23 protein-coding genes are annotated in these 20,571 nt (G+C 34.4%); 18 read left to right on the forward strand and 5 right to left on the reverse strand.

Annotated elements, in window-relative coordinates; translation table 11 throughout:
• From CLOST_RS02875 to CLOST_RS02910, 8 genes are all read left to right on the forward strand, one after another.
• Positions 1-1,023, forward strand: a complete 1,023-nt coding sequence (locus CLOST_RS02875) for a pyridoxal phosphate-dependent aminotransferase (RefSeq protein ID WP_013360741.1) — start codon at positions 1-3, stop codon at positions 1,021-1,023.
• On the forward strand, positions 1,007-1,591 hold the full coding sequence (gene hisB / locus CLOST_RS02880) for an imidazoleglycerol-phosphate dehydratase HisB (protein ID WP_013360742.1): 585 nt from the start codon (positions 1,007-1,009) through the stop codon (positions 1,589-1,591). Before CLOST_RS02875 ends, hisB begins: the two co-directional genes overlap by 17 nt.
• Positions 1,592-2,218, forward strand: a complete 627-nt coding sequence (gene hisH / locus CLOST_RS02885; RefSeq protein WP_013360743.1) for an imidazole glycerol phosphate synthase subunit HisH — start codon at positions 1,592-1,594, stop codon at positions 2,216-2,218.
• Positions 2,190-2,924, forward strand: coding sequence for a 1-(5-phosphoribosyl)-5-[(5-phosphoribosylamino)methylideneamino]imidazole-4-carboxamide isomerase (locus CLOST_RS02890; RefSeq protein WP_013360744.1), 735 nt, complete (start codon positions 2,190-2,192; stop codon positions 2,922-2,924). The genes hisH and CLOST_RS02890 overlap by 29 nt, the downstream gene beginning before the upstream one ends.
• Positions 2,914-3,672 carry an imidazole glycerol phosphate synthase subunit HisF gene (gene hisF / locus CLOST_RS02895; protein WP_013360745.1) on the forward strand — a complete coding sequence of 253 codons (759 nt, stop codon included), beginning with the start codon at positions 2,914-2,916 and terminating at the stop codon, positions 3,670-3,672. The genes CLOST_RS02890 and hisF overlap by 11 nt, the downstream gene beginning before the upstream one ends.
• Complete coding sequence (gene hisI, locus CLOST_RS02900) at positions 3,647-3,979, forward strand: phosphoribosyl-AMP cyclohydrolase (RefSeq protein WP_013360746.1); 333 nt, start codon at positions 3,647-3,649, stop codon at positions 3,977-3,979. The genes hisF and hisI overlap by 26 nt, the downstream gene beginning before the upstream one ends.
• 112 nt (positions 3,980-4,091) lie before the next feature.
• Positions 4,092-4,370, forward strand: a complete 279-nt coding sequence (hisE, locus tag CLOST_RS02905) for a phosphoribosyl-ATP diphosphatase (RefSeq protein ID WP_013360747.1) — start codon at positions 4,092-4,094, stop codon at positions 4,368-4,370.
• A gap of 94 nt (positions 4,371-4,464) precedes the next feature.
• Complete coding sequence (locus tag CLOST_RS02910; protein WP_013360748.1) at positions 4,465-5,028, forward strand: hypothetical protein; 564 nt, start codon at positions 4,465-4,467, stop codon at positions 5,026-5,028.
• A gap of 54 nt (positions 5,029-5,082) precedes the next feature.
• On the opposite strand, the gene lepB is transcribed toward CLOST_RS02910, so the two are convergent.
• The 5 genes from lepB to CLOST_RS02935 all read right to left on the reverse strand — a co-directional run bounded on the left by lepB (position 5,083) and on the right by CLOST_RS02935 (position 8,476).
• Positions 5,083-5,631, reverse strand: a complete 549-nt coding sequence (gene lepB / locus CLOST_RS02915; RefSeq protein ID WP_013360749.1) for a signal peptidase I — start codon at positions 5,629-5,631, stop codon at positions 5,083-5,085.
• A 118-nt stretch (positions 5,632-5,749) separates the two neighbouring features.
• A complete protein-coding gene (locus tag CLOST_RS02920) occupies positions 5,750-6,532 on the reverse strand; it encodes an ABC transporter permease (protein ID WP_013360750.1) in 783 nt (260 codons plus the stop codon).
• A 3-nt stretch (positions 6,533-6,535) separates the two neighbouring features.
• Positions 6,536-7,174: an ABC transporter ATP-binding protein gene (locus CLOST_RS02925; RefSeq protein WP_013360751.1), complete on the reverse strand. Its 639-nt coding sequence runs from the start codon at positions 7,172-7,174 to the stop codon at positions 6,536-6,538.
• Between the two features lie 9 nt (positions 7,175-7,183).
• Positions 7,184-7,498: a PadR family transcriptional regulator gene (locus tag CLOST_RS02930; protein ID WP_334290623.1), complete on the reverse strand. Its 315-nt coding sequence runs from the start codon at positions 7,496-7,498 to the stop codon at positions 7,184-7,186.
• Between the two features lie 96 nt (positions 7,499-7,594).
• Complete coding sequence (locus tag CLOST_RS02935) at positions 7,595-8,476, reverse strand: DMT family transporter (RefSeq protein WP_013360753.1); 882 nt, start codon at positions 8,474-8,476, stop codon at positions 7,595-7,597.
• A gap of 324 nt (positions 8,477-8,800) precedes the next feature.
• Here CLOST_RS02935 and CLOST_RS02940 point away from each other — a divergent pair, with 324 nt between their 5' ends.
• The 10 genes from CLOST_RS02940 to CLOST_RS02985 all read left to right on the forward strand — a co-directional run bounded on the left by CLOST_RS02940 (position 8,801) and on the right by CLOST_RS02985 (position 20,560).
• A complete protein-coding gene (locus CLOST_RS02940) occupies positions 8,801-9,685 on the forward strand; it encodes a bifunctional 5,10-methylenetetrahydrofolate dehydrogenase/5,10-methenyltetrahydrofolate cyclohydrolase (protein ID WP_013360754.1) in 885 nt (294 codons plus the stop codon).
• A 121-nt stretch (positions 9,686-9,806) separates the two neighbouring features.
• A complete protein-coding gene (locus tag CLOST_RS02945) occupies positions 9,807-10,184 on the forward strand; it encodes a RidA family protein (protein WP_013360755.1) in 378 nt (125 codons plus the stop codon).
• Positions 10,185-10,273: 89 nt separating this feature from the next.
• Positions 10,274-11,344, forward strand: a complete 1,071-nt coding sequence (locus tag CLOST_RS02950; protein ID WP_013360756.1) for a Gfo/Idh/MocA family oxidoreductase — start codon at positions 10,274-10,276, stop codon at positions 11,342-11,344.
• A gap of 30 nt (positions 11,345-11,374) precedes the next feature.
• Positions 11,375-12,340, forward strand: a complete 966-nt coding sequence (locus CLOST_RS02955; RefSeq protein WP_013360757.1) for a substrate-binding domain-containing protein — start codon at positions 11,375-11,377, stop codon at positions 12,338-12,340.
• A gap of 4 nt (positions 12,341-12,344) precedes the next feature.
• The gene (locus CLOST_RS02960; protein ID WP_013360758.1) at positions 12,345-13,856 is read left to right on the forward strand and encodes a sensor histidine kinase; all 1,512 of its coding nucleotides are present in this window, start codon (positions 12,345-12,347) and stop codon (positions 13,854-13,856) included.
• A 9-nt stretch (positions 13,857-13,865) separates the two neighbouring features.
• Positions 13,866-15,413, forward strand: a complete 1,548-nt coding sequence (locus CLOST_RS02965; protein ID WP_013360759.1) for a response regulator transcription factor — start codon at positions 13,866-13,868, stop codon at positions 15,411-15,413.
• The gene (locus CLOST_RS02970; protein WP_013360760.1) at positions 15,413-16,489 is read left to right on the forward strand and encodes a sugar ABC transporter substrate-binding protein; all 1,077 of its coding nucleotides are present in this window, start codon (positions 15,413-15,415) and stop codon (positions 16,487-16,489) included. Before CLOST_RS02965 ends, CLOST_RS02970 begins: the two co-directional genes overlap by 1 nt.
• A gap of 180 nt (positions 16,490-16,669) precedes the next feature.
• The gene (locus CLOST_RS02975; protein WP_013360761.1) at positions 16,670-17,761 is read left to right on the forward strand and encodes a sugar ABC transporter substrate-binding protein; all 1,092 of its coding nucleotides are present in this window, start codon (positions 16,670-16,672) and stop codon (positions 17,759-17,761) included.
• A 92-nt stretch (positions 17,762-17,853) separates the two neighbouring features.
• On the forward strand, positions 17,854-19,374 hold the full coding sequence (locus CLOST_RS02980; protein ID WP_013360762.1) for a sugar ABC transporter ATP-binding protein: 1,521 nt from the start codon (positions 17,854-17,856) through the stop codon (positions 19,372-19,374).
• Between the two features lie 10 nt (positions 19,375-19,384).
• Entirely contained in the window at positions 19,385-20,560 is a 1,176-nt protein-coding gene (locus tag CLOST_RS02985) for a sugar ABC transporter permease (RefSeq protein WP_013360763.1), read from the forward strand.
• The last annotated feature ends 11 nt before the right edge of the window (positions 20,561-20,571 follow it).

Consider the following 20,571-nt stretch of genomic DNA (forward strand, 5'->3'; position numbering starts at 1 on the left):
ATGATGAGTAATATATTAAAGCTAGATGCTAATGAGAGAGCAAAGGGTTATGAGGCAGAGATAATAGCTTCAATCATACAAAAATCTGTATTTTCTAAAGTAAGTATAAATAGATATCCTGATGCAAAGGCTATTAAGCTAAGAAAAGCATATAGCAAGTATTCCAAAATTCCTTACGAAAACCTAATTGCAGGAAATGGCTCTGATGAGCTTATAGATTTAGCATTTTCAGTATTTGCTCAATCTAAAACTGTAGTTTGCTTTGATCCAGATTTTTCAATGTATGAGGTATATTCTAAAAAATATAATGCTAGCTTGATTAAGGTTAAGACCATGAAGCTTGAAGACCTAATAAATGCGGCAAGAATTAATATGGCATCAGTGATAGTTTTTTCAAATCCCAACAATCCAACTGGCAAAGGCTTTTTGAAATCAGATGTAGAGCAACTCATTAAAACATTCTGGGGAACTGTGATAGTAGACGAAGCCTACATGGATTTTTACAATCAAAGCGTGTCTGACCTAATATCAAAATACGACAATCTTGTAATAACCAAAACTTGCTCGAAAGCCTTAGGGCTGGCAGGGATAAGAGTAGGGTTCTTAGGCTCTGAGTCAAATAATATAGATAAAATAGAGCAGGTACGCTCTCCATACAATGTGAACAGCTTGACCCAAAATATAGCTACGGAGATACTGAGTTATCCTAAGCTTATTGCAAAATATATTAAAGAAGTGAAATGCTCAAGAGATGACTTATATTATAAGCTTATAGCTGAACTAAATGATGAAATCCAGATTTATGAAAGCTCAGCTAATTTTATCTATATGAAAACAAAGTATTCAGCAGATATCTATGAATATTTACTAGAAAAAGGAATCCTAATTCGCTCATTTGAAGACGGGATAAGAATAACTGTAGGTAATATAGAGGACAATGTAAAGCTGGTATCTGAGCTAAAAAGAGCTATATCACTTGCTAAAGAAGAAAGAAGGGGATATCAAAATGAGAGGGCAGTATAAAAGACTCACATCAGAGACAAAAATCGAAATTCTTTTAGATACCAGGGCTGATGAGTATAAAAGCTTAGAATCAGATACTGGAATTGGATTTTTCGACCATATGCTCATAACTTTTGGACGATATGCGAACTTGAATGGTTATATAAAAGTCGAAGGAGACTTATTTGTAGATACTCATCATACAATCGAAGATACTGCAATAGCTTTAGGAAAGACTTTAAAAATGATGATAAAGGATACCTCTATAAATAGATATGCAAATGCAATTATTCCTATGGATGAAGCTCTAGTTAGAACAGTTATAGATATGGGTGGTAGAGCTTACTTAGATTTTGACTATGAATTTAAAAGAGAAAAAATCGGAGCTTATGATACGGATATGACGCTTGAGTTTTTAAGAGCTATCGCAAATAACAGCGAATCTACTATTCACATAGATGTATTAAAAGGGAAGAATGACCATCACATAACGGAGGCTATTTTTAAAAGCTTAGGATTAGCGATAAAACAAGCAATAACAGTGGTGGATGGAGAAATATTTTCAACCAAAGGAAAGGTGGAGGAGTAAATGATAGGAATTTTAGATTACAATGCAGGAAATTTAAAAAGTGTGGAAAGTGCCCTTGAAAATATAGAAGCAAAATCAATGGTAATAACGTGTCCAGCTCAGTTAAGTGAAATTTCTGGACTGATTATCCCTGGAGTTGGCTCATTTAAGACTGCAATAGAAAATCTAAAAGCTAAAGGCTTTACTAAAGAGGTCATATCAGAGTTTGCAAAGACAAAGAAGGTACTGGGGATTTGCTTAGGGATGCAAATATTTTATGACTTTGGAACTGAGGAAGGGCTAAGCACTGGGCTAGGATTTTTTTCAGGGAAAGTGGATTTGCTAGATAAGGCAGTGGTAACACCTCATATGGGCTGGAATCAGATTGAGCTAAGAAAAAGCACTAGGCTCACTAGAGGTTTAGACGATAAGTTTGACGGATATTTTGCTCACTCATATAGAGCATATGAACAAAAAGACGAGGTCGTAGGCATCTGTAGCTATACAGAAGATATGCCAGTTATAGTAGCAAAGGACAATATATATGGACTTCAGTTTCACCCAGAAAAAAGTGGAAACTCAGGACTTAAGATACTAAGAAATTTTAAGGAGATGTGCTATGAAAATTATACCATCTGTAGACATTAAATCGGGAAGAGCAGTAAGACTCTATCAAGGGGATTTTGCAAAAGAAACAGTAGTTGGGGAAAATCCAGTTGCTATTGTGAATAACTTTCTTAATCTAGGAGCAGAAGAAGCCCATATAGTGAATTTAGATGGTGCTCTTGGGGATAAGTTTGCAAATATGGGGATAATAAAGGAGATATGCAAATCGAAAACATCACAAAGACAAAAAATTCAGCTAGGAGGGGGAATAAGAACTATTGAAGATATAGAAACTGCTCTAGAGCTTGGAATAGACTCTGTAGTTATTGGCTCGATGATAGCAGAAGATTTTGAGCTATTTGCAAAAGCAGTAGAGATATATAAAGATAAAATAGTTGCAGCTCTTGATGTGAAAGGTGAAGTGCTGATGACTAGAGGCTGGCTAGATGGTTCAGAGGCACTGGTATATGATATCACGAGTAAGCTGGAAAATCTAAATGTAAGAAGAATAGTATTAACAGATATCACAAAGGATGGAACACTTTTAGGTCCAAATATTAATCTAGCTCTAGAGCTAAGTAAAATCTACAGTGGAGAGATAATAGTTTCTGGTGGAGTAGCTGACTACAAGGATTTAGAAAGTATAAAAGATAATAAGCTTGCAGGAGCAATACTAGGCAAGTCCATCTACAGTGGCAGAATAGATTTGGAAAAAGCATTTGAATTAGGAGGAAGTTATGGCATATAAACGCATTATCCCATGTCTTGATGTAAAGGATTCAAAGGTAGTTAAGGGTATTAATTTTGAAGGCTTAAAATCTATAGCAGATCCAGTTGAGCTTGCTCAAAAATACTACATGGATGGAGCAGATGAGCTAGTATTTTTAGATATATCAGCAACCTTAGAAGCTAGAAAAACTATGCTTGAAATGGTTGAAAAAGTTGCAAAGTCAATATTTATTCCTTTTACTGTGGGAGGAGGAATCTCAACAGTTGAGGATATGAGAAATGTGATTTTAAAAGGTGCGGATAAGGTATCGATTAACAGCAGTGCAGTAAAAAATCCTAAGCTGATAACAGATGGAGCCAAGCTATTTGGAAGTCAGTGCATAGTAGTAGCAGTAGATACTAAAAAAATAAATGGCAGAGAAGAAGTAGTAATAAATGGAGGAACTACTCAGACAGGAATTGATGCTCTGGAGTGGATAAAAAAGGCGGCAGATTTAGGGGCTGGTGAAATTCTTTTAACTAGTATGGACAGTGATGGGACAAAGAATGGATATGATACTGAATTTTTAGATAAAGTAACAAAGGCTGTGAATATTCCAGTGATAGCATCTGGTGGGTGTGGTTCAAAAGAAGATATCCTAGAGGTATTTGAAAAAACAGGAGCTACTGGAGCATTAGCCGCTTCTATATTTCACTACAATCAAGATAGTATAGGAAGTGTAAAAAAATATCTATCACAAAATGAAATATCAGTTAGGGTGGGATAAAGCTATGGTTGATTTTAGCAAAGGATTGGTCCCAGTAATAGTTCAAGATTATAATACAAATCAAGTGCTGATGCTAGGATACACAAATGAGGAAGCGTATAGTAAAACACTTGAGACTAACTGTGTATATTTTTATAGCAGAAGCAGAGATAAACTCTGGAAAAAAGGGGAAACCTCAGGAAATATTTTGAAGGTTAAAGAGCTGTATTTAGACTGTGATTCAGATACAGTGCTTATAAAAGCTCTACCAGAAGGGCCTACTTGTCATACTGGTGAAACTAGCTGTTTTTTCAACCAGATTGTTTAAGGGATTATATAGAATATAGAAATTTAAAATTAAAAAGCTATTTTAATAAAATTTTAATCGGTATGTATTTAATGATATATGAACGATATAGACTTTTAAAGGTGGTGGAAAAATGAAGAATTTAAGTGAGCTTTATGAAGTTGTTTTAAACAGAAAAGCCAATAGGGTAGAGGGCTCTTATACCTCGTATTTATTTGACAAGGGACTGGATAAAATCCTCAAAAAAATTGGTGAAGAAAGTGCAGAAGTGATTATTGCAGCAAAAAATGATGATAAATCAGAACTTATATATGAAATATCAGATTTGTTGTATCACCTTACAGTACTTATGGTGGAAAAGGGTGTAGATTATAAAGATATAGATGAGGAATTGGAAAAAAGAAGGAAATGATATCTATTAAGTTTTTATTTTCTGCCGATATATAATATAGAGCAAAAATGGAAATATGACTTGTATTTTTGTTGATTATCAAGGAGGAAATAATATGGATATTAAATCAGTTAATTCGCAGGGACAGATACTACCTCAAGGTAAGCCTGTGAAAGAAAAGCTAGCTGAGAAGGACAAGGATGTCAGCTCTCCAAAGGTAGAAAATAATCCAGCGGTAAAGTATGAGAAATCAGAAAAAGTTGAAGAAAAGTATATAACCTACGATAAAACTGCTGTTGATAAATTAAAAGCTGAAGCTGAGCAAAGACATGCTAATCTAAGGAACATGGTTAAGGAGCTTTTAAAAAGACAAGGGCTTACTTTCAAAGATGTATTTGAAGACGGAAAAGAAGTAAAAGTAGACGAGCAGACTAGGCTAGAAGCTCAGGCATCGATAGATGAAGGTGGAGAATATAGCGTAGATGCAGTAGCGACTAGAATAGTTGATTTTGCAAAAGCAATTTCTGGCGGAGATAAAGCTCAGATTGGCAAGCTAAAAGCAGCTATAGAAGATGGATTTAAGCAAGCTAAGGAAGCGCTTGGAGGATATCTTCCTGAAATTTCTCAAAAAACCTATGATGAAGTTATGAAGCGTATGGACGAGTGGGCTAACGAATAATAAAATTAAAGCCTTGAATCATTTTAAACTAAATGATTTCAAGGCTTTTTAAAGTTATTCTAATATTCCTATTTTATTAAAAGGGAAAAGACGTACCATAGCTCTTCCTTGGACTTTATCTATAGATACTGTTCCAAAGCTTCTGCTATCCAAGCTATTATCTCTATTATCTCCCATTACAAAAATTTCACCTTCTGGAATTTCTTCTATATAGATATCACCAAAAGTAAAATCGCCTAAGATGTAAGGTTCTTCTTGTAACTCTCCATTGAGATATACTTTACCATCGTAGATTTGAAGCTGATCACCAGGAAGAGCAATGACTCTTTTGATTAGGTTTTTTGTATCTCCAGCTTGAAACTTTTGGATGAAGTTGAAGCTTTGCAGTTCATATTCTTCAAAAGGAATATCTGAAGTGAAGGATACAATATCTCCACGCTCTATTTTGGCATGGTCGTTTAAAATAAGATAGTCATTTTCAACTAGAGTTGGATTCATTGATACACTGTGAACTTGAAGTGGAGTGATAAATACATTTATAAGAAATGCTGCAGCAAAAGCTATCACAATAGTTTTAATCCATTCAAAAATTACGTTTTTCATTAAAGAAACCTCCAAATTTCATATGCAAATTATTATCATGCAAATTATAACACATATACATAAATAAGGTTAACATCTAAATGACAATATTTCATGTGAAAAATGTAAAAGATTGAGTTTAATAATCGAGCTGTTTATTTGAGTTGAAAAATGTTTTATAGCCTAGGCTAAGACTCAGTATAGTCGTAAAAGACACACTTCCCAAAATTCCTAGCATAATAGCTATTTGATATCTTATGGCAACCACTGGAGAGGTACCTGATAGTATTTGACCTGTCATCATACCAGGAAGAAAAATTATCCCCATTCCAAGCATGGAGTTGATGGTTGGCAATATAGCTGAATCAAAAGCTGAATCTATAAATTCTTTTGAGGCTTGTTTTGGAGTTGCACCTAGCATAAGTGCAGTTTCTACTTTGTCCTTTTGAGTAGTCATGCCTTTTATTAATGTAGATATTCCTAGAGAAATCCCTGTCATAGAGTTTCCTATAAGCATCCCAGCTATTGGGATAAAGTATCTAGGGTCATACCATGGTGATATTCTGACAACTATAATCAAGAAATAAAATAAGCTAGATAAGGTGCCGATGCTCATAGAAAAAGCTATTATTTTTTTTAGCTTTGAGCTAAGAGGATGCTTGCTTTGCTTAAATATAGTATAGATTGCAAAGCACTCCATCAAAATAATTATGCAAATCGTATAAAGCATACTTACATTATCAAAGATATATACAAGCACATAGCCAGTCAGTATAAGCTGAATAGTCATTCTGATAGTAGAAATCAGAAGTTCTTTTTCCCGATTTAGCTTTCTTTTTCTTATAATTACAAGTGTAATTAGTACAAAAATATATGCAAGTCCAAGCTGAATAAAGCTCAGCTCCAATATCGAAGAATCCAATTTCTACACCTCCTTAATATCAATTACTGAGCCATTTTCCATTTTTATTATGCAGTCAGAATAATCATCTGCTACCTCAGTAGAATGACTTACCATTATCAAGGTTTTATTAGTTTCCTTTACATGTGTATACAAAGTCGATATGACTATACCTTCAGTTTCTTTGTCGAGTGCAGAGGAAGGCTCATCGAGCAAATAAACTTCAGGGTTCATAAGCAATATTCTTCCTAGGGATAATCTTTGCTTTTCTCCACCTGATAGCTTGTCTGCATCGGCAGATAGTGAAAGGTTAAGGTGAACTTTATGAAGAACCTCGATTAGCTTATAATCAGATGGGTGAGGCTTTTCTGAGAAATCAAGGCCAATAAGAAGATTATCTTTAACTGAACCAGCAAAAACAACAGGAGTTTGAGATAACATTACTACCTTTCGCCTATGAGCTATTGAATCTACTTGTTCTAAATCATTTCCTAGGTAGTAAACTTTTCCACTTTCAGGACTAATGAGTTTGTTTAAAAGCTTAAGAAGAGTAGTTTTACCACTTCCACTTTTTCCTACTATAGTAGTGACTATATTTGAACGAATTTCTAAATTTTTTACATCTAATATATTTTTGTATTTGAGATTTTCTATTTTAAACATAATACCCCCTTATTTAATCTCTTTAAAGAGTTCATAAGCTTTTGCTTTTGCTTGCTCTAGTATATCTTCGCCAAGAGGAGTTATGGAATAATATTTTCTTATTTTGCCATCTACATTTCTATCCTCTTTAGTAAGCAGTCCTTTATTTTCCATACTGTGAAGTATAGGATAAAGTGTGCCAGGACTCATATCATAGCCATGCTCTTCTAGCTCTTCTATCATCCAAGTACCATAGATAGGCTCTTTCTTTGCATGATGCAATATGTGAATCTGAATAAAGCCTAGAAAAAATTTTCTTAAGATTTGATCTGCCAAGTTTATCACCTCAATATTATTTAAACGAAAAACAATATCGAATATCGATATTGTTTTAATTATAGCATTTTATAAATTTTTTTACAATGAAAGTCATGCGGAACATTAAGGATGTGTTTTTTTATAAAGGAGCTTTGGAATATCAAGCTCGATAAGAAGCATTCCTACAACTATAAGCACAGCGCCCATGCTTCCTTTTACTCCTAGAACTTCGCCCACTGCAAGGTATGCAAATATAGCTGCAAATACTGGCTCACAGGTGTAAATAAGTGCAGTGTGAGTAGCTGAGGTGTATTTTTGAGCTACGTTTTGAACTATATAAGCTCCAGAAGTACATACAAGGCTTAATATAGCTAGGTTAATCCACACTGGAAGACTTACAGGTACTGTAGGAGTTTCTATTGCTAGAGAGACTATAAGGCTTAGGAAACCTACGACTCCTATTTGAACTATTGCAAAGGCTATGGATTCTGCTTTTACAGTAAACTTGCCCACGAGAATTATATAAATTGCAAAGAAGACAGCGCAGACTCCTGTGTAGATATCTCCAATATTTAGCCCACCTACATCTTGATTTAGGGTGATTAAGGCAAGACCCGAAAAAGCTAAGGCGACGCTTATTACAGTTAGAAGATTTGGAAGCTTTCTTGCGATTATTGCAGAAAAAATAGGAACAAGTATTACGCTAAATCCAGTGATAAAAGCGGATTTGGAAGCTGTGGTGTAATTAATTCCTACTGTCTGAAAAGCATAGGTTGCAAATAACAATAAGCCCAGAAGGATTCCATGCTTTAAGGTAAATTTATCAATTGAAATAATTTTTTTGTAATAAATCACTGCGGATATAAAAAAAGCAAAAATGAATCTTAAAGCAAGAAAATTATAGGATTGAAGCTCAGACAGTGAGTTTTTGGTCAATATAAAGGAAGCTCCCCATCCAACCGTAACAAGTAACAAAGCAATATCTGCCTTAAGTTGTTTTGTCATCTAATCTACTCCTTTGCACAGCTGTATTTTTAATGATATAGCTATAATTATATCTTATATTTAGGGTTTGAAAAGCCAAATACTATAAGTTTTATGGGAAAGCTGAATTTAATTATTGCCATTAAATTTTAGCAATAATTATCTTTGCTTAAGTTATAGATAGAAAATGCGAAATAAAAATTTCTAGTTTATTATTATAACTATGAATATTTATGTATAAAAATAATATATTTCGAATAATTATTTATTTTGTGAATAAAATAGTATATAATGAGAATAGCAGCACTAGATGATAAATTTTTTTATTATAGGGAGGCGTGTTAAATGGGAGAGATAATTAAAGGTAAACCAGTAGCAGATAGTATTACTGAGGAACTTATTCAGGAAGTTGAGCTATTAAGTGTTAGGGGGATAACACCAAAGCTAGCTATCGTAAGAGTTGGAGCTAGAGGAGACGATTTAGCTTATGAAAAAGGAGCTCTAACAAAATGTAAAAAAGTTGGAATTGAGACTCAAGTTGTAGAGCTTGCAGCAGATATCACTCAAGATGATTTCATAGCAAAGATCCAAGAATTAAATAATGATGCATCAGTTAATGGTATGCTAATATTTAGACCATTGCCACAGCAGCTTGATGAAAGCGTAATCAAGTACATAATCTCACCAGAAAAAGACGTAGATTGCTTTAGCCCTGTAAATGTTGGAAAGATGACTGAAGGAGACGAAACAGGTTTTCCTCCATGTACACCAACAGCAGTTATGGAAATTCTTAAGTTCTACGATGTAGATGTAAAAGGTAAAGATGTTACAGTAGTTGGAGCATCTATGGTTGTTGGTAAGCCAGTATCTATACTTTTACTTAATGAATTTGCAACTGTAACTACTTGCCATATCTTTACTAAGGATTCTTCTAAGATGACTAAAGAGGCTGATGTAGTTGTAGTAGGCGTTGGAGTTCCTAGACTAGTTAAAGAAAACTGGGTAAGAGAAGGCGCTGTAGTTATAGATGTAGGTATCAACGTAGATAAAGATGGAAATATGTGTGGAGATACTGATTTTGATAATATAGTTGATAAAGCAGCTATGATTACTCCAGTTCCAGGTGGAGTTGGTTCAGTTACAACTTCTATCCTTGCTAAGCACGTAATCAAAGCTTGCAAACAACAACACCATGTAAATTCAAAAGAAATCGAAACAGTAATGAACTAATTAAATAAATATCGAATTTTATAAGTACACTGTAGATATATTGCTATATTTACAGTGTACTTTCTTATGCAGAAATTTCGTGGTAGAATAAGAATAAATTAATATAAGGAGTGATATATAAATGAGTAAAAAAGTAATTGCAACAGAAAAAGCACCGGGAGCAATAGGACCATACTCTCAGGCTATGAGAATAGGAAATATGATTTTTACTTCAGGACAGATTCCTCTTAATCCAGCAACTGGAGAAATGGTTACTGAGATTGCGGCAGCGACAAAACAATCATTAGAAAACGTAAAGGCTATACTTGAAGTTGAAGGAGCTACTATGGATAACGTTATAAAAACAACTGTTTTCCTAAGCGATATGAATAATTTCGTAGCTATGAATGAAGTATATGCAACATATTTTCCACAAAATCCTCCAGCTAGATCAGCTGTGGAGGTAGCTAGACTTCCTAAGGATGCAGTAGTAGAAATAGAAGTTATAGCGGCTCTTTAATAATCATATATTATGTACTTACAGCTTGAGTTTAAATGCATAGGCATGGCTCAAGCTGTTTTTTAACCTAAAACAATCGAGGTGAGTATATGAAAATCGAGAATAAAGAAAATAAGACTGTAATTAATGTAGGGTTAGTAGGCTATGGCCTATCAGGAAGATTTTTTCAAGGTGGAGTATTAAGAGGTTTAAAAGAATTTGATATAAAGATGATAGTTACGACAAATCCTGAGAAAAAATTTCAAGCTAAGCTGGATTTTCCTAGGGCAGAAATTGTCGATAATATAGATGAAATTACAAAAAATGATACTATAGATTTAGTGATTATAAGTACACCTAATCAGCTGCACTTTGAGCTTGCAAACAAAGCACTAGATGCTGGGAAGCATGTTGTAATAGAAAAGCCATTTACACCAGACTCTTTAAGTGCAAAGGCTCTGATTGAAAAAGCAGAGAAGCTAAAGCTAGTGCTTTCTGCATACCAAAATAGAAGATATGATGGGGACTATCTGACTCTAAAAAGTCTAATAGCTAGTGGCAATTTAGGACGACTGGTAGAGCTTGAATCTCATTTTGATAGATTTAGACCAGAGGTGAAAAAAGATGGCTGGAGAGAATGCAGTCTCCCAGGCTCTGGAGTATTGTTTGATTTAGGTTCGCACCTTATAGACCAAGCACTTGATTTATTTGGAATGCCAGATGAATTATACTGCGATATAGCAAGGCAAAGACAATCAAGTGAGGTAGACCAGTTTGAAATGATACTTTACTACGAAGAAAAAAACCTTAAAGTTACATTAAAAGCGGGCTCACTTGTAAATGTCGTTTTGCCAAGATTTATGGCCTTGGGGACTAAGGGAAGCTACGCAACCTACGGGCTGGATCCCCAGGAAAATGCTCTAAGATGTGGTGAGAGCTATCCTATTCCAGCTGTAGATGAAGAATCCTATGGAATTTTACATGAAGAAGATAATCAAAAAGTCATACCTACATTAACTGGAGACTATAGACTTTATTACAAAGGAATTTACGAAGCTATAGTTAATAAAACCATACCTCCGGTGACTGCTTTGGAGGCTTATCAAGTGATACGTCTAATAGAGCTGGGACATATGAGCGATGCAGAAAAAAGAAGAATTTCTGTAAAGGACAATATCTAGAGTATAAATCGTGAAAGGGGATAGCTACCTATGCTAAGAGGCTTAGTTAGGCTGATAAAAAAATACTCCATAAGCTTACTTGTTATAGCCATATGCTTGGCATCTGTAGTGCTAGGGCAGTTAAAAGCTATTAATTCAAAGCTCGTTGAAGAAGCTCCAGACTATCATTTTTATTTCATCGCTCAAAGCTCGACTGACCCTTTTTGGCAAAAAGTAGAGGAGGGAGTAAAAAAAGCTGCACTTGACTACAATGTCTATGTAGAATATGTATCTCCGAGATTTTCTAATGCTCAAGAGGCTTATAAGTATCTTGACATAGCAACTATTTCAAACGTAGATGGAATAATTACCTATGTCCCTAGATTGGCTGATTACTCAAAACGTATCGACCAAGCTTTTGAACAAAACATTCCAGTTGTAACAGTAGATAGCGATGCCTCTTCTAGCAAAAGACAGGTATATATAGGAGCAAACAGCTATACCTTTGGAAAAGAAGCTGCCAAGCTAATGCATGAAGCTACTGGCGGAGTTGCTAAAATAGCAGTAATATCCAATGAAGATATAGGAAGCGATACCTTGGAATATGACCTTAAAATGAGCGGATTCTTCGATTTTTTAAAGGAACAGCCAAATATGGAAATAGTAAAGGTATATACCTCTGCCATGGGAGTAATTAGCTCAGAGGAAATAACTCAAGATATAATAAGCAATCATCCTGAAATTAATGCTATTCTTACGCTTAGCACTTCAGATACTCTAGGTAGTGCGAGGCTTATAGTAGATAGAAATAGAGTAGGAAAAATTAAACTTGTAGGAACAGGAAGCTCAGATAAAATAAAAGATTATATAGATAAAGGCATCATTCACAGCACTATTGAAAGCGATGGATACAGCATGGGATATATGAGTGTAGAGAGTATGGTAAATATTAATAAAGGTTACTACACTCCTACCTACATAAATACTCAGATAAACATCCAAAAGCAAGGTAGGTGATAAGATGAAAAACTATTTTGCTAAATTCATTGGAATAAGAAAAAAGCTCATAATTTACTTTTTAGTTCCTATATTTTTGCTTGGAAGCGTAAGTATGATTTCATATTTTACGGCAGTATTTTTAAAGAGCAATACTCAGGATATAATAGTAGATTACGTATATCTTAATAATTTGAAAAACGATGTAACTGAGTTAAATATGGAGCTTGAGAAATATCTAATCAGTGCTTCTTCTGAAGATTTGCTAGACTATTATTCCCATTACAATAGTCTAAATAATCTGGCAGCTAAAATTCCTAGAAAATTAAGCTATAACCGAGATGAAATGCTATTAAAAGATATAGGCTTTATGCTAGAGGACTTGCTAGCTGAAACTGATAAGGCTGTAATTTCAAAGCGTGGAAGAGTAAGCAGCCAGTATACTGAGCATTTTGCAAGAAGTAATGAAATCAGAGCCTATATAGATTCATATATAGTAGAAATGCTGAACAACCGCCTAGAGGAAGGCTCAAAGCGATATGACGTTTTAAATCAGACTATGAGATTCTTGTTTATACTCAATTTAGGTCTTATTATTTCTATGATAGTAGTAACCCTTATTGTAGCAATAAGGTCATCGTATAAGCTCACCCAGCCTCTTACAGATTTGTCTCATAATGCTGAGGAAATAGCCAAAGGGAATTTTTATATAGAAATGAAAAAGACCCATACAGGAGATGAAATTGATATACTTTCTGAAGCCTTTATAAAAATGATGGATAGCGTAAAGGGACATATAGTAGATATAAAAAATCAAGCAGAGGTTGAAAATAGATTAAGAGACCAAGAGGTACAGAACTTTAAAATGAAAGCCCTTTTAAAGGAATCTGAACTGAAATTTCTACAATCTCAGATTAATCCACATTTTCTTTTCAATACATTAAATGCGGCTTCGCAGCTAGCTGTAATTGAGGATGCAGAAACGACTTCACTTTTCATACAAAATATAGCGGATATATTTAGATACAATCTAAAAAGCTTGGACGAGCTAGTACCCCTTAGTGATGAACTTGAATTTGTGAGCAACTATATGAGTATACTCAAGATGAGGTTTGGGGAGAGAATAGCTTATGAATATAACATAGACAAGAAATCTCTAGGAATAAAAATCCCTAGGATTACACTTCAGCCAATAATAGAAAATGCATATATTCACGGACTCCAAAATCTTGAAAGAAATGGAACTATAAGGCTTGAAACAAAAGTAGAAAATGAAGTTCTTTTAATCTCCATTGAGGATGATGGTATGGGGATGACAAAGGAGCAGGTAGATAATTTAATAAATGAAGATAATGCCGGGGAAACAGCTGCAGAAAACTCAAATAAGCATCTTTCAGGCATAGGAGTAAGTAATGTTATAAAAAGACTCAAGCTTTCATTTCAAGTAGAAGAAAAACAAAAGATAATTGATATAGTGAGTACACCAGACAAGGGAACCAAGGTAATCTTAAGTTTACCACTCAATAATAGACTATAGAGGTGTTTTATGCTAAGAATACTGATTGCAGATGATGAATATCTAGCGATTGAAGCTGTTAAGAAGATAATAAAAAACAATATTGAGGATGTAAATATAGTAGCAACTGCATCTAGTGGAAAAGAAGCTATAATTAAGGTTAATGAGCTTAGTCCAGATATAGCTATAATGGACATTCAAATGCCTGGAATAGATGGACTAGAAGCAATCAGACAGATTAAAGCCAGCAATCCAAATATATTGTTTATAGTGCTTACAGCATATGATCTTTTTGATTATGCAAAAGAATCTATCGGTCTTGGAGCGGTAGAATATCTGCTAAAGCCAATAAAAAAAGACCAGCTTCTTATGGCAATAGAGAAAGCAAGCAAGATAGTTAAAAGCAAGCAAATTCAAAATAAGTGGGAGTATGAGCTAAAAGAGAAGCTAACCCTTGTTTCGCCATTGCTTGAAAATCAGTTTATAACTCAGCATATGTATGCATTTGAAGATTTTTTTTCAAAGGATTTTTATGAAAATTTATTCGAAATAAATCTTGAAAAAGGATGTGCAATCACACTGAAAATAACTGAGGATGGGCCAGATGATTACAAAACATCTAGTCAAATTCAAGCTTTTTTTGAAACGGCTAGGATATTATTAAAAAAAATAGCTCCTTGTATTGTGAGCCAGAGCGTTGCAAGCAAGCAGTACGCATGGGTGCCAAATACTGATGATAGGCGAATATCAGATTTCTTAATCGATGAAATAAAATCCTTGCATCAGAAATTATCGAGACAGTTTCCTTATGAGTTTAAGATAGGCATAGGCAGCTTAAAGGATTATGAAAATATATATGAGTCCCTAAAAGAAAGTGAGCTAGCAGCTTTTGGTGATTATAAGGTTAACGTTTATGAAGCTGATAATAGCGTGAATGAGTCTGAGGTAAAGGACTATGCCTATCAGCTTGTAAGGCTAGCTGAGAATATTGGAAGACTAGATTTTGTGGGAGCAAAGCACAGCTTAAAAAAATTCCATGATAAAATATCTCACCTTCCAGCGCATATATATAAGCAAAGATTATTAGAAGCCCTAGTGATATGTGAAAAGCACCTTCCTATAGATATGACTCAAAAAACAGGAGAAAAAATAGAGCGGTTATTAAACTCAGACTCTATATTAGAAATGGCGAATCAGTTTTCTAATTTCATATTGCAGTGGGATAGTGAAGCAAAAGCTCAGCTACTGTCTATAGAAGAAGGCGTGATTCCAGATGCCCTAAAATACATTGATAAGCATTACAATGAGAATATCAGCATGGATTTTGTAGCCAAGCAAGTGAATATCAGCTACCACTATTTCAGCAAGATTTTTAAGCAGAAAATTGGAAAAAGCTTTACAGATTATCTTACTGATTTAAGAATAGAAAAATCGCTTGAAATGTTAAGCAGAACTCAAAAAAGTGTAAAAGATATAAGCCTTGAGATAGGATATAATGACCCGAATTACTACTGTAAGATTTTTAAAAAAATAACTGGATTGACACCGACTGAATACAGAGCCGGGAGTGATAAATGATGAATAAACCTAAACTAGATACAAAAAAAATAATTATAGGAGCGCTGATTATTACATTGTCAGCTCTTGTGATTATGATAGCCTATGAAGCGAATATATATCTTAAAGCAAATGAAAAAAACGACAGTATCTTAAAAGCAGAAAACAAGCTAACGAAAATAGGTCTGACACTTGGGACACTAAAGGAAGATAGATGGATAAAGGACAGTGGCCTTCTAAGAGCAAAGGCAGCTGAGTACGGAGTGGATTTGATAGTCCTAAATGCAAATAACAATGACAACGACCAAATAGAGCAGGTGAAATATCTATTAAAACAAGAAATAGATGTTTTAATGATAGTTCCAACAGATTACAAAGCAGCAGCAGAGGCTGTATCTCTTGCCAAGGCTAAAGGCGTTCCGGTTATTTCCTATGACAGGCTAGTCCAAAATGCAAATGTAGACCTTTACATATCCTTTGACAACTTCAAAGTAGGCCAGCTTATGGCGCAGACAGTAGTAGACGAACAAGTACAGGATTTACTAATAATTAATGGAGCAAAGTCTGATAACAATACAAATATGATAAAACAAGGCTATGACTCAATATTAAAGCCTTATATTAAAAGTGGCGAAATCAATTTAATTGAAGAATATTGGGCAACAAACTGGCTTAAGGAAGAGGCTTTTAGATATACAGAAGAGACTTTGAAAAGTGATATAAAGCCAGATGCAATTATATCTGGAAATGACAGTCTTGCTGAAGCTGCATTTGAAGCACTTTCTGAATATAGACTCTCAGGCGAGGTTATACTAGTGGGGCAAGATGCAGATTTAACTGCTTGTCAAAGAATAGTAGAAGGCACTCAGCTTATGACAGTATACAAACCAATAGATGATTTGGTTACTATAGCTATAGAGATGGCTATAAAGCTTGCAAATGGGGAAAAAATTGAAACTAAAGCTACAATGAATGATGGAACATATGATATCAAGTGCTTATTTTTGGAGCCAGTAGCAGTTGATAAATCTAATATAGACCAAACAATAATAAAAGATGGATTTCACTTAAAATCAGATGTATATCGCAAACAGTAAAATTTAGACACAAAATATTACAGATAGTTTCTAAAATTTATATTTTTTTCTTTAATCTCCCCAAATCCTTATGTATGTTGTTAAATTAGTATAGTTACTTAATTTTAGAATTTTGAGATAATTTAAGGGATAAAAATATTATGTTTATCAGGAAAACGATTTATTTAAGGAGGAAGGGTAATGAAAAAAGTATTAGCACTACTTATGTTTGTCGTAGTTTTAATGGGACTAACTGCGTGCTCTGGACAAAGTGCACAAGTTGACGTAGGAATAGTTCTACCAACCAAAGACGAGCCAAGATGGGTTCAGGATGAAACTCGTTTTAGAGAAGCATTAAAAGATACAGAGTATTCTGTAGAGATTCTATTTAGCCAAGGTTCATCAGCTAAGGAAAAAGAAAATGTAGATGCTCTTATAGCAAAAGGTATTAAGACTCTAATTATCTGTCCTCACGATGGCGGAGCAGCAGCGGCAGCAGTTGAAGCAGCTAAAGCAGAGGGAATAAATGTAATATCTTATGACCGTTTAATCACTGATACTGAAGCTGTAGATTATTATGTAACATTTGATTCTATAGCTGTTGGTGAAGCTCAAGCTCAATACTTAGTAGACAATGCAACTGGAACTGGACATCCACTTTACCTGTATGCAGGAGCTGCATCAGATAATAACGCTTTCCTATTCTTTGAAGGAGCTTGGAATGTACTTCAGCCTAAAATCGCTGATGGAACTTTTGTAATCAAGAACTCTTCAGAAGCTATAGCTCTTCAAGACAAAGCAACACTTACAAGAGATGAAATGGGTAAAATTATAGGCCAAATCACTACTAACTGGGATTTCAACGAAGCTAAGAACAAAGCAGAAGCTCACCTTACTTCAGCAGCAGATGCAGATAAGGGAGATGTATTTATACTAGCTCCAAACGATGGAACTGCAAGAGCTATAGCGGATGCATTTGGATCAGACGCAGCTGTAACTAGCTACCTTGTAACAGGTCAAGATGCTGAGATAGCTTCAGTTCAATACATCATAGATGGAAAACAATCTATGACAGTATTTAAAGATGTTCGTACTTTAGTTAAGGATTCAATTGATATGGCAGTTGCATTATTATCAGGAGGAACACCTGATACAACTGGATCATATAACAATGGAAATATAGATGTAAAAGCTAAGCAAACAGAAGTTATAGTTGTAGATAAAGAAAATGTAAAAGCTGAGCTAGTTGATTCTGGATATTATAAAGCAGAAGAATTTACTGGACTTGAGTAATTAAATTAATAGAGACTTGCAAGGGCTAAACCCTTTGCAAGTCTCTTAAAACTCATAGCTTTAATTAGAGTTTGTTTTTGGAGGAATTGTCCATGAGTGAATATATATTGGAGATGAATAACATATCCAAAACCTTTCCAGGAGTAAAAGCTTTGGATGAGGTTAGTTTTAAAGTAAAAAAAGGTGAGATTCACTGCTTGGTAGGAGAAAATGGAGCAGGGAAATCTACGCTTATGAAAGTACTAAGCGGAGTATATCCTCACGGTGATTATGAAGGGGATATAGTTTTTAATGGTCAGGTTCAAAAATATTCAGGGATAAGCGACAGCGAAAAAGCTGGTATTGCTATAATTTATCAGGAGCTTGCACTTGTTCCAGAGCTTACAGTATATGAAAATATATTTTTAGGCCATGAAATAAAAAAGGGTAGATTGATTGATTGGAATGAAACAATTTTAAAATCTAAAGAACTTTTAAATAAGGTTAAATTAAATGTCGATCCTTCATCAAAGGTCAAAGAACATGGAGTGGGAAAGAGACAGCTTATAGAAATTGCAAAGGCGCTTAGCAAGGAAGTTAAATTGCTTATACTAGATGAACCAACAGCAGCGCTAAATGAAGATGATAGCGAAAATCTACTAACACTACTTAAGGAATTAAAGTCTCACGGAGTAACTTCTATTATGATTTCTCATAAATTAAAAGAGGTTATTGCTATTGCTGATACAGTTACAGTTTTAAGAGATGGAAAAACCATATGCTCAAAGAGCAATGAAGATGAACCTATAAGTGAACCATTTATAATTAAAAATATGGTAGGAAGAGATATTGATAATATTTATCCTAAAAGAGAAGAACATAATATCGGTGATGTAATATTTGAAGTGAAAAATTGGAATGCTTTTGACTATAAACAAGGAAGAGACATTCTTAAAAACATAGATTTTGACGTAAGAGAAGGCGAAGTAGTTGGGATAGCTGGGCTTATGGGAGCAGGAAGAACTGAGTTCGCCCATAGTGTGTTTGGTAATATCAGTAATTATAAATTATCAGGAGAGATTGAATTTTTAGGAAAGGCAGTTCAGCTTAGAAATCCATACGATGCAATTAAAGCTGGAATTGCTTATGTTTCAGAGGATAGAAAAGGCGATGGACTTATATTAATAGATGATATCAAGCAAAACATAACGTTAGCAAATTTAAAAAAATTCTCTCCAAATGGTCTTATAAACAAAAATGAAGAAGTAAAAATAGCATCTTGGTATAAAGATTCTATGAATATTAAGGCACCTAGCATAGAGCAAAAGGTAGGGAATCTAAGTGGAGGGAATCAGCAAAAGGTATCCTTTGCAAAGTGGCTGTTTGTTTCACCGAAGCTTCTGATTCTGGATGAGCCTACTAGAGGAATAGATGTAGGAGCAAAGTATGAGATATATACCATAATAAATGATTTGATATCAAAGGGTCTGAGCATTATTATGATTTCTTCAGAGCTTCCAGAGATACTGGGAATGTGTGATAGAGTTTATGTCATGGCAGAGGGTAAAATGACAGGAGTTTTATCTAGCGAGGAAGCAAATCAAGAAATAATTATGCAGATGGCTACGAATTAGGAGGAAGGCAATGAGTTTAATAAATGAAGCTAAGGGCTTAATAAAACAAAACATTCGAGAATATGGTATGTATATTGCCTTGATAATCATAATGGTTACCTTCAGTGCAGCTACAGGAGGACTGTTCATGTCCTCGAGAAATATAAGTAATCTTATAAATCAAACTGGATATATAGCAGTACTTGCAGTAGGTATGACTTTAGTTATGGTTATAAAGCATATAGATTTGTCCGTTGGATTTTTGGCAGGATTTCTAGGTGCTATTGCGGCAATACTTATGATGAGATTTAATGTATCTGTTCCAGTAACTATACTTTTAGTTCTAGTACTTGGAACGATAACAGGAACCTTTACTGGATTTTTAGTTGCGAAGATGGGAATTCCAGCTTTTGTGGCATCTCTTGCAGCAATGCTTGTATTTAGAGGCGCACTGCTTATGGTTACTGAAGGTACAGGAACTATAGTAATTTCAAACAAAGCGTTTAATGCTATTGGAAATGGATTTATTCCAGATTTCGTAAATATGGGAAATCTCCATGTGCTCACTCTTATTATAGGAATAGTGGGGATTGCAGCTTATGTTTGGTCAGAGATAAAAACAAGAAATGATAAGATAAAGTATAATTTCGAAGTAATATCTAGCACTATGTTTACTGTAAAGCTAGTTGCAATAAGTGCAGTGATTGGCTATATAACTTGGATTTTAGCTGGATATAATGGTTTGTCATGGACAGTTGTAATAACAATAATAGTAGTTTTGATTTATCATTTTATAACTACTAAAACTATTATAGGACGACATGTTTATGCAGTGGGAGGAAACTCAGAAGCTGCTAGATTAAGTGGTATTAATGTAGAAAGAATAACCATGATAGTGTTTGCATCAATGGGAATGCTATCAGCTTTATCAGGTATATTATATACTTCTAGACTTCAGTCAGCTACGACAACAGCAGGTACATTATTTGAGCTAGATGCTATAGCTGCTGCTTATGTAGGTGGAGTATCTGCAAACGGAGGAGTAGGAAAGGTTACTGGCTCTATTATAGGAGCTTTCGTAATGGCTTCTCTTACAAATGGTATGAACTTAGTTGGAGTAGGAATATCCTACCAGTATATTATAAGAGGTATTATTCTAGCAGTAGCAGTTATATTTGATGTAAAAACTAGAAACAGAAGTAAGTAAGACCCCTCCAT

The sequence above is a fragment of the Acetoanaerobium sticklandii genome (genome assembly GCF_000196455.1).
Taxonomy (GTDB): Bacteria; Bacillota; Clostridia; order Peptostreptococcales; family Filifactoraceae; genus Acetoanaerobium; species Acetoanaerobium sticklandii.

Coding starts and splice junctions, on each gene's coding strand:
- CLOST_RS02890 (WP_013360744.1), top strand. CDS start 2,190: ATGAAAATTATACCATCTGTAGACATTAAATCGGGAAGAGCAGTAAGA.
- hisF (WP_013360745.1), top strand. CDS start 2,914: ATGGCATATAAACGCATTATCCCATGTCTTGATGTAAAGGATTCAAAG.
- CLOST_RS02940 (WP_013360754.1), top strand. CDS start 8,801: ATGGGAGAGATAATTAAAGGTAAACCAGTAGCAGATAGTATTACTGAG.
- CLOST_RS02980 (WP_013360762.1), top strand. CDS start 17,854: ATGAGTGAATATATATTGGAGATGAATAACATATCCAAAACCTTTCCA.
- CLOST_RS02950 (WP_013360756.1), top strand. CDS start 10,274: ATGAAAATCGAGAATAAAGAAAATAAGACTGTAATTAATGTAGGGTTA.
- CLOST_RS02970 (WP_013360760.1), top strand. CDS start 15,413: ATGAATAAACCTAAACTAGATACAAAAAAAATAATTATAGGAGCGCTG.
- hisH (WP_013360743.1), top strand. CDS start 1,592: ATGATAGGAATTTTAGATTACAATGCAGGAAATTTAAAAAGTGTGGAA.
- lepB (WP_013360749.1), bottom strand. CDS start 5,631: ATGAAAAACGTAATTTTTGAATGGATTAAAACTATTGTGATAGCTTTT.
- CLOST_RS02945 (WP_013360755.1), top strand. CDS start 9,807: ATGAGTAAAAAAGTAATTGCAACAGAAAAAGCACCGGGAGCAATAGGA.
- hisB (WP_013360742.1), top strand. CDS start 1,007: ATGAGAGGGCAGTATAAAAGACTCACATCAGAGACAAAAATCGAAATT.
- CLOST_RS02975 (WP_013360761.1), top strand. CDS start 16,670: ATGAAAAAAGTATTAGCACTACTTATGTTTGTCGTAGTTTTAATGGGA.
- CLOST_RS02985 (WP_013360763.1), top strand. CDS start 19,385: ATGAGTTTAATAAATGAAGCTAAGGGCTTAATAAAACAAAACATTCGA.
- CLOST_RS02960 (WP_013360758.1), top strand. CDS start 12,345: ATGAAAAACTATTTTGCTAAATTCATTGGAATAAGAAAAAAGCTCATA.
- CLOST_RS02965 (WP_013360759.1), top strand. CDS start 13,866: ATGCTAAGAATACTGATTGCAGATGATGAATATCTAGCGATTGAAGCT.
- CLOST_RS02935 (WP_013360753.1), bottom strand. CDS start 8,476: ATGACAAAACAACTTAAGGCAGATATTGCTTTGTTACTTGTTACGGTT.
- hisI (WP_013360746.1), top strand. CDS start 3,647: ATGAAATATCAGTTAGGGTGGGATAAAGCTATGGTTGATTTTAGCAAA.
- hisE (WP_013360747.1), top strand. CDS start 4,092: ATGAAGAATTTAAGTGAGCTTTATGAAGTTGTTTTAAACAGAAAAGCC.
- CLOST_RS02925 (WP_013360751.1), bottom strand. CDS start 7,174: ATGTTTAAAATAGAAAATCTCAAATACAAAAATATATTAGATGTAAAA.
- CLOST_RS02910 (WP_013360748.1), top strand. CDS start 4,465: ATGGATATTAAATCAGTTAATTCGCAGGGACAGATACTACCTCAAGGT.
- CLOST_RS02955 (WP_013360757.1), top strand. CDS start 11,375: ATGCTAAGAGGCTTAGTTAGGCTGATAAAAAAATACTCCATAAGCTTA.
- CLOST_RS02875 (WP_013360741.1), top strand. CDS start 1: ATGATGAGTAATATATTAAAGCTAGATGCTAATGAGAGAGCAAAGGGT.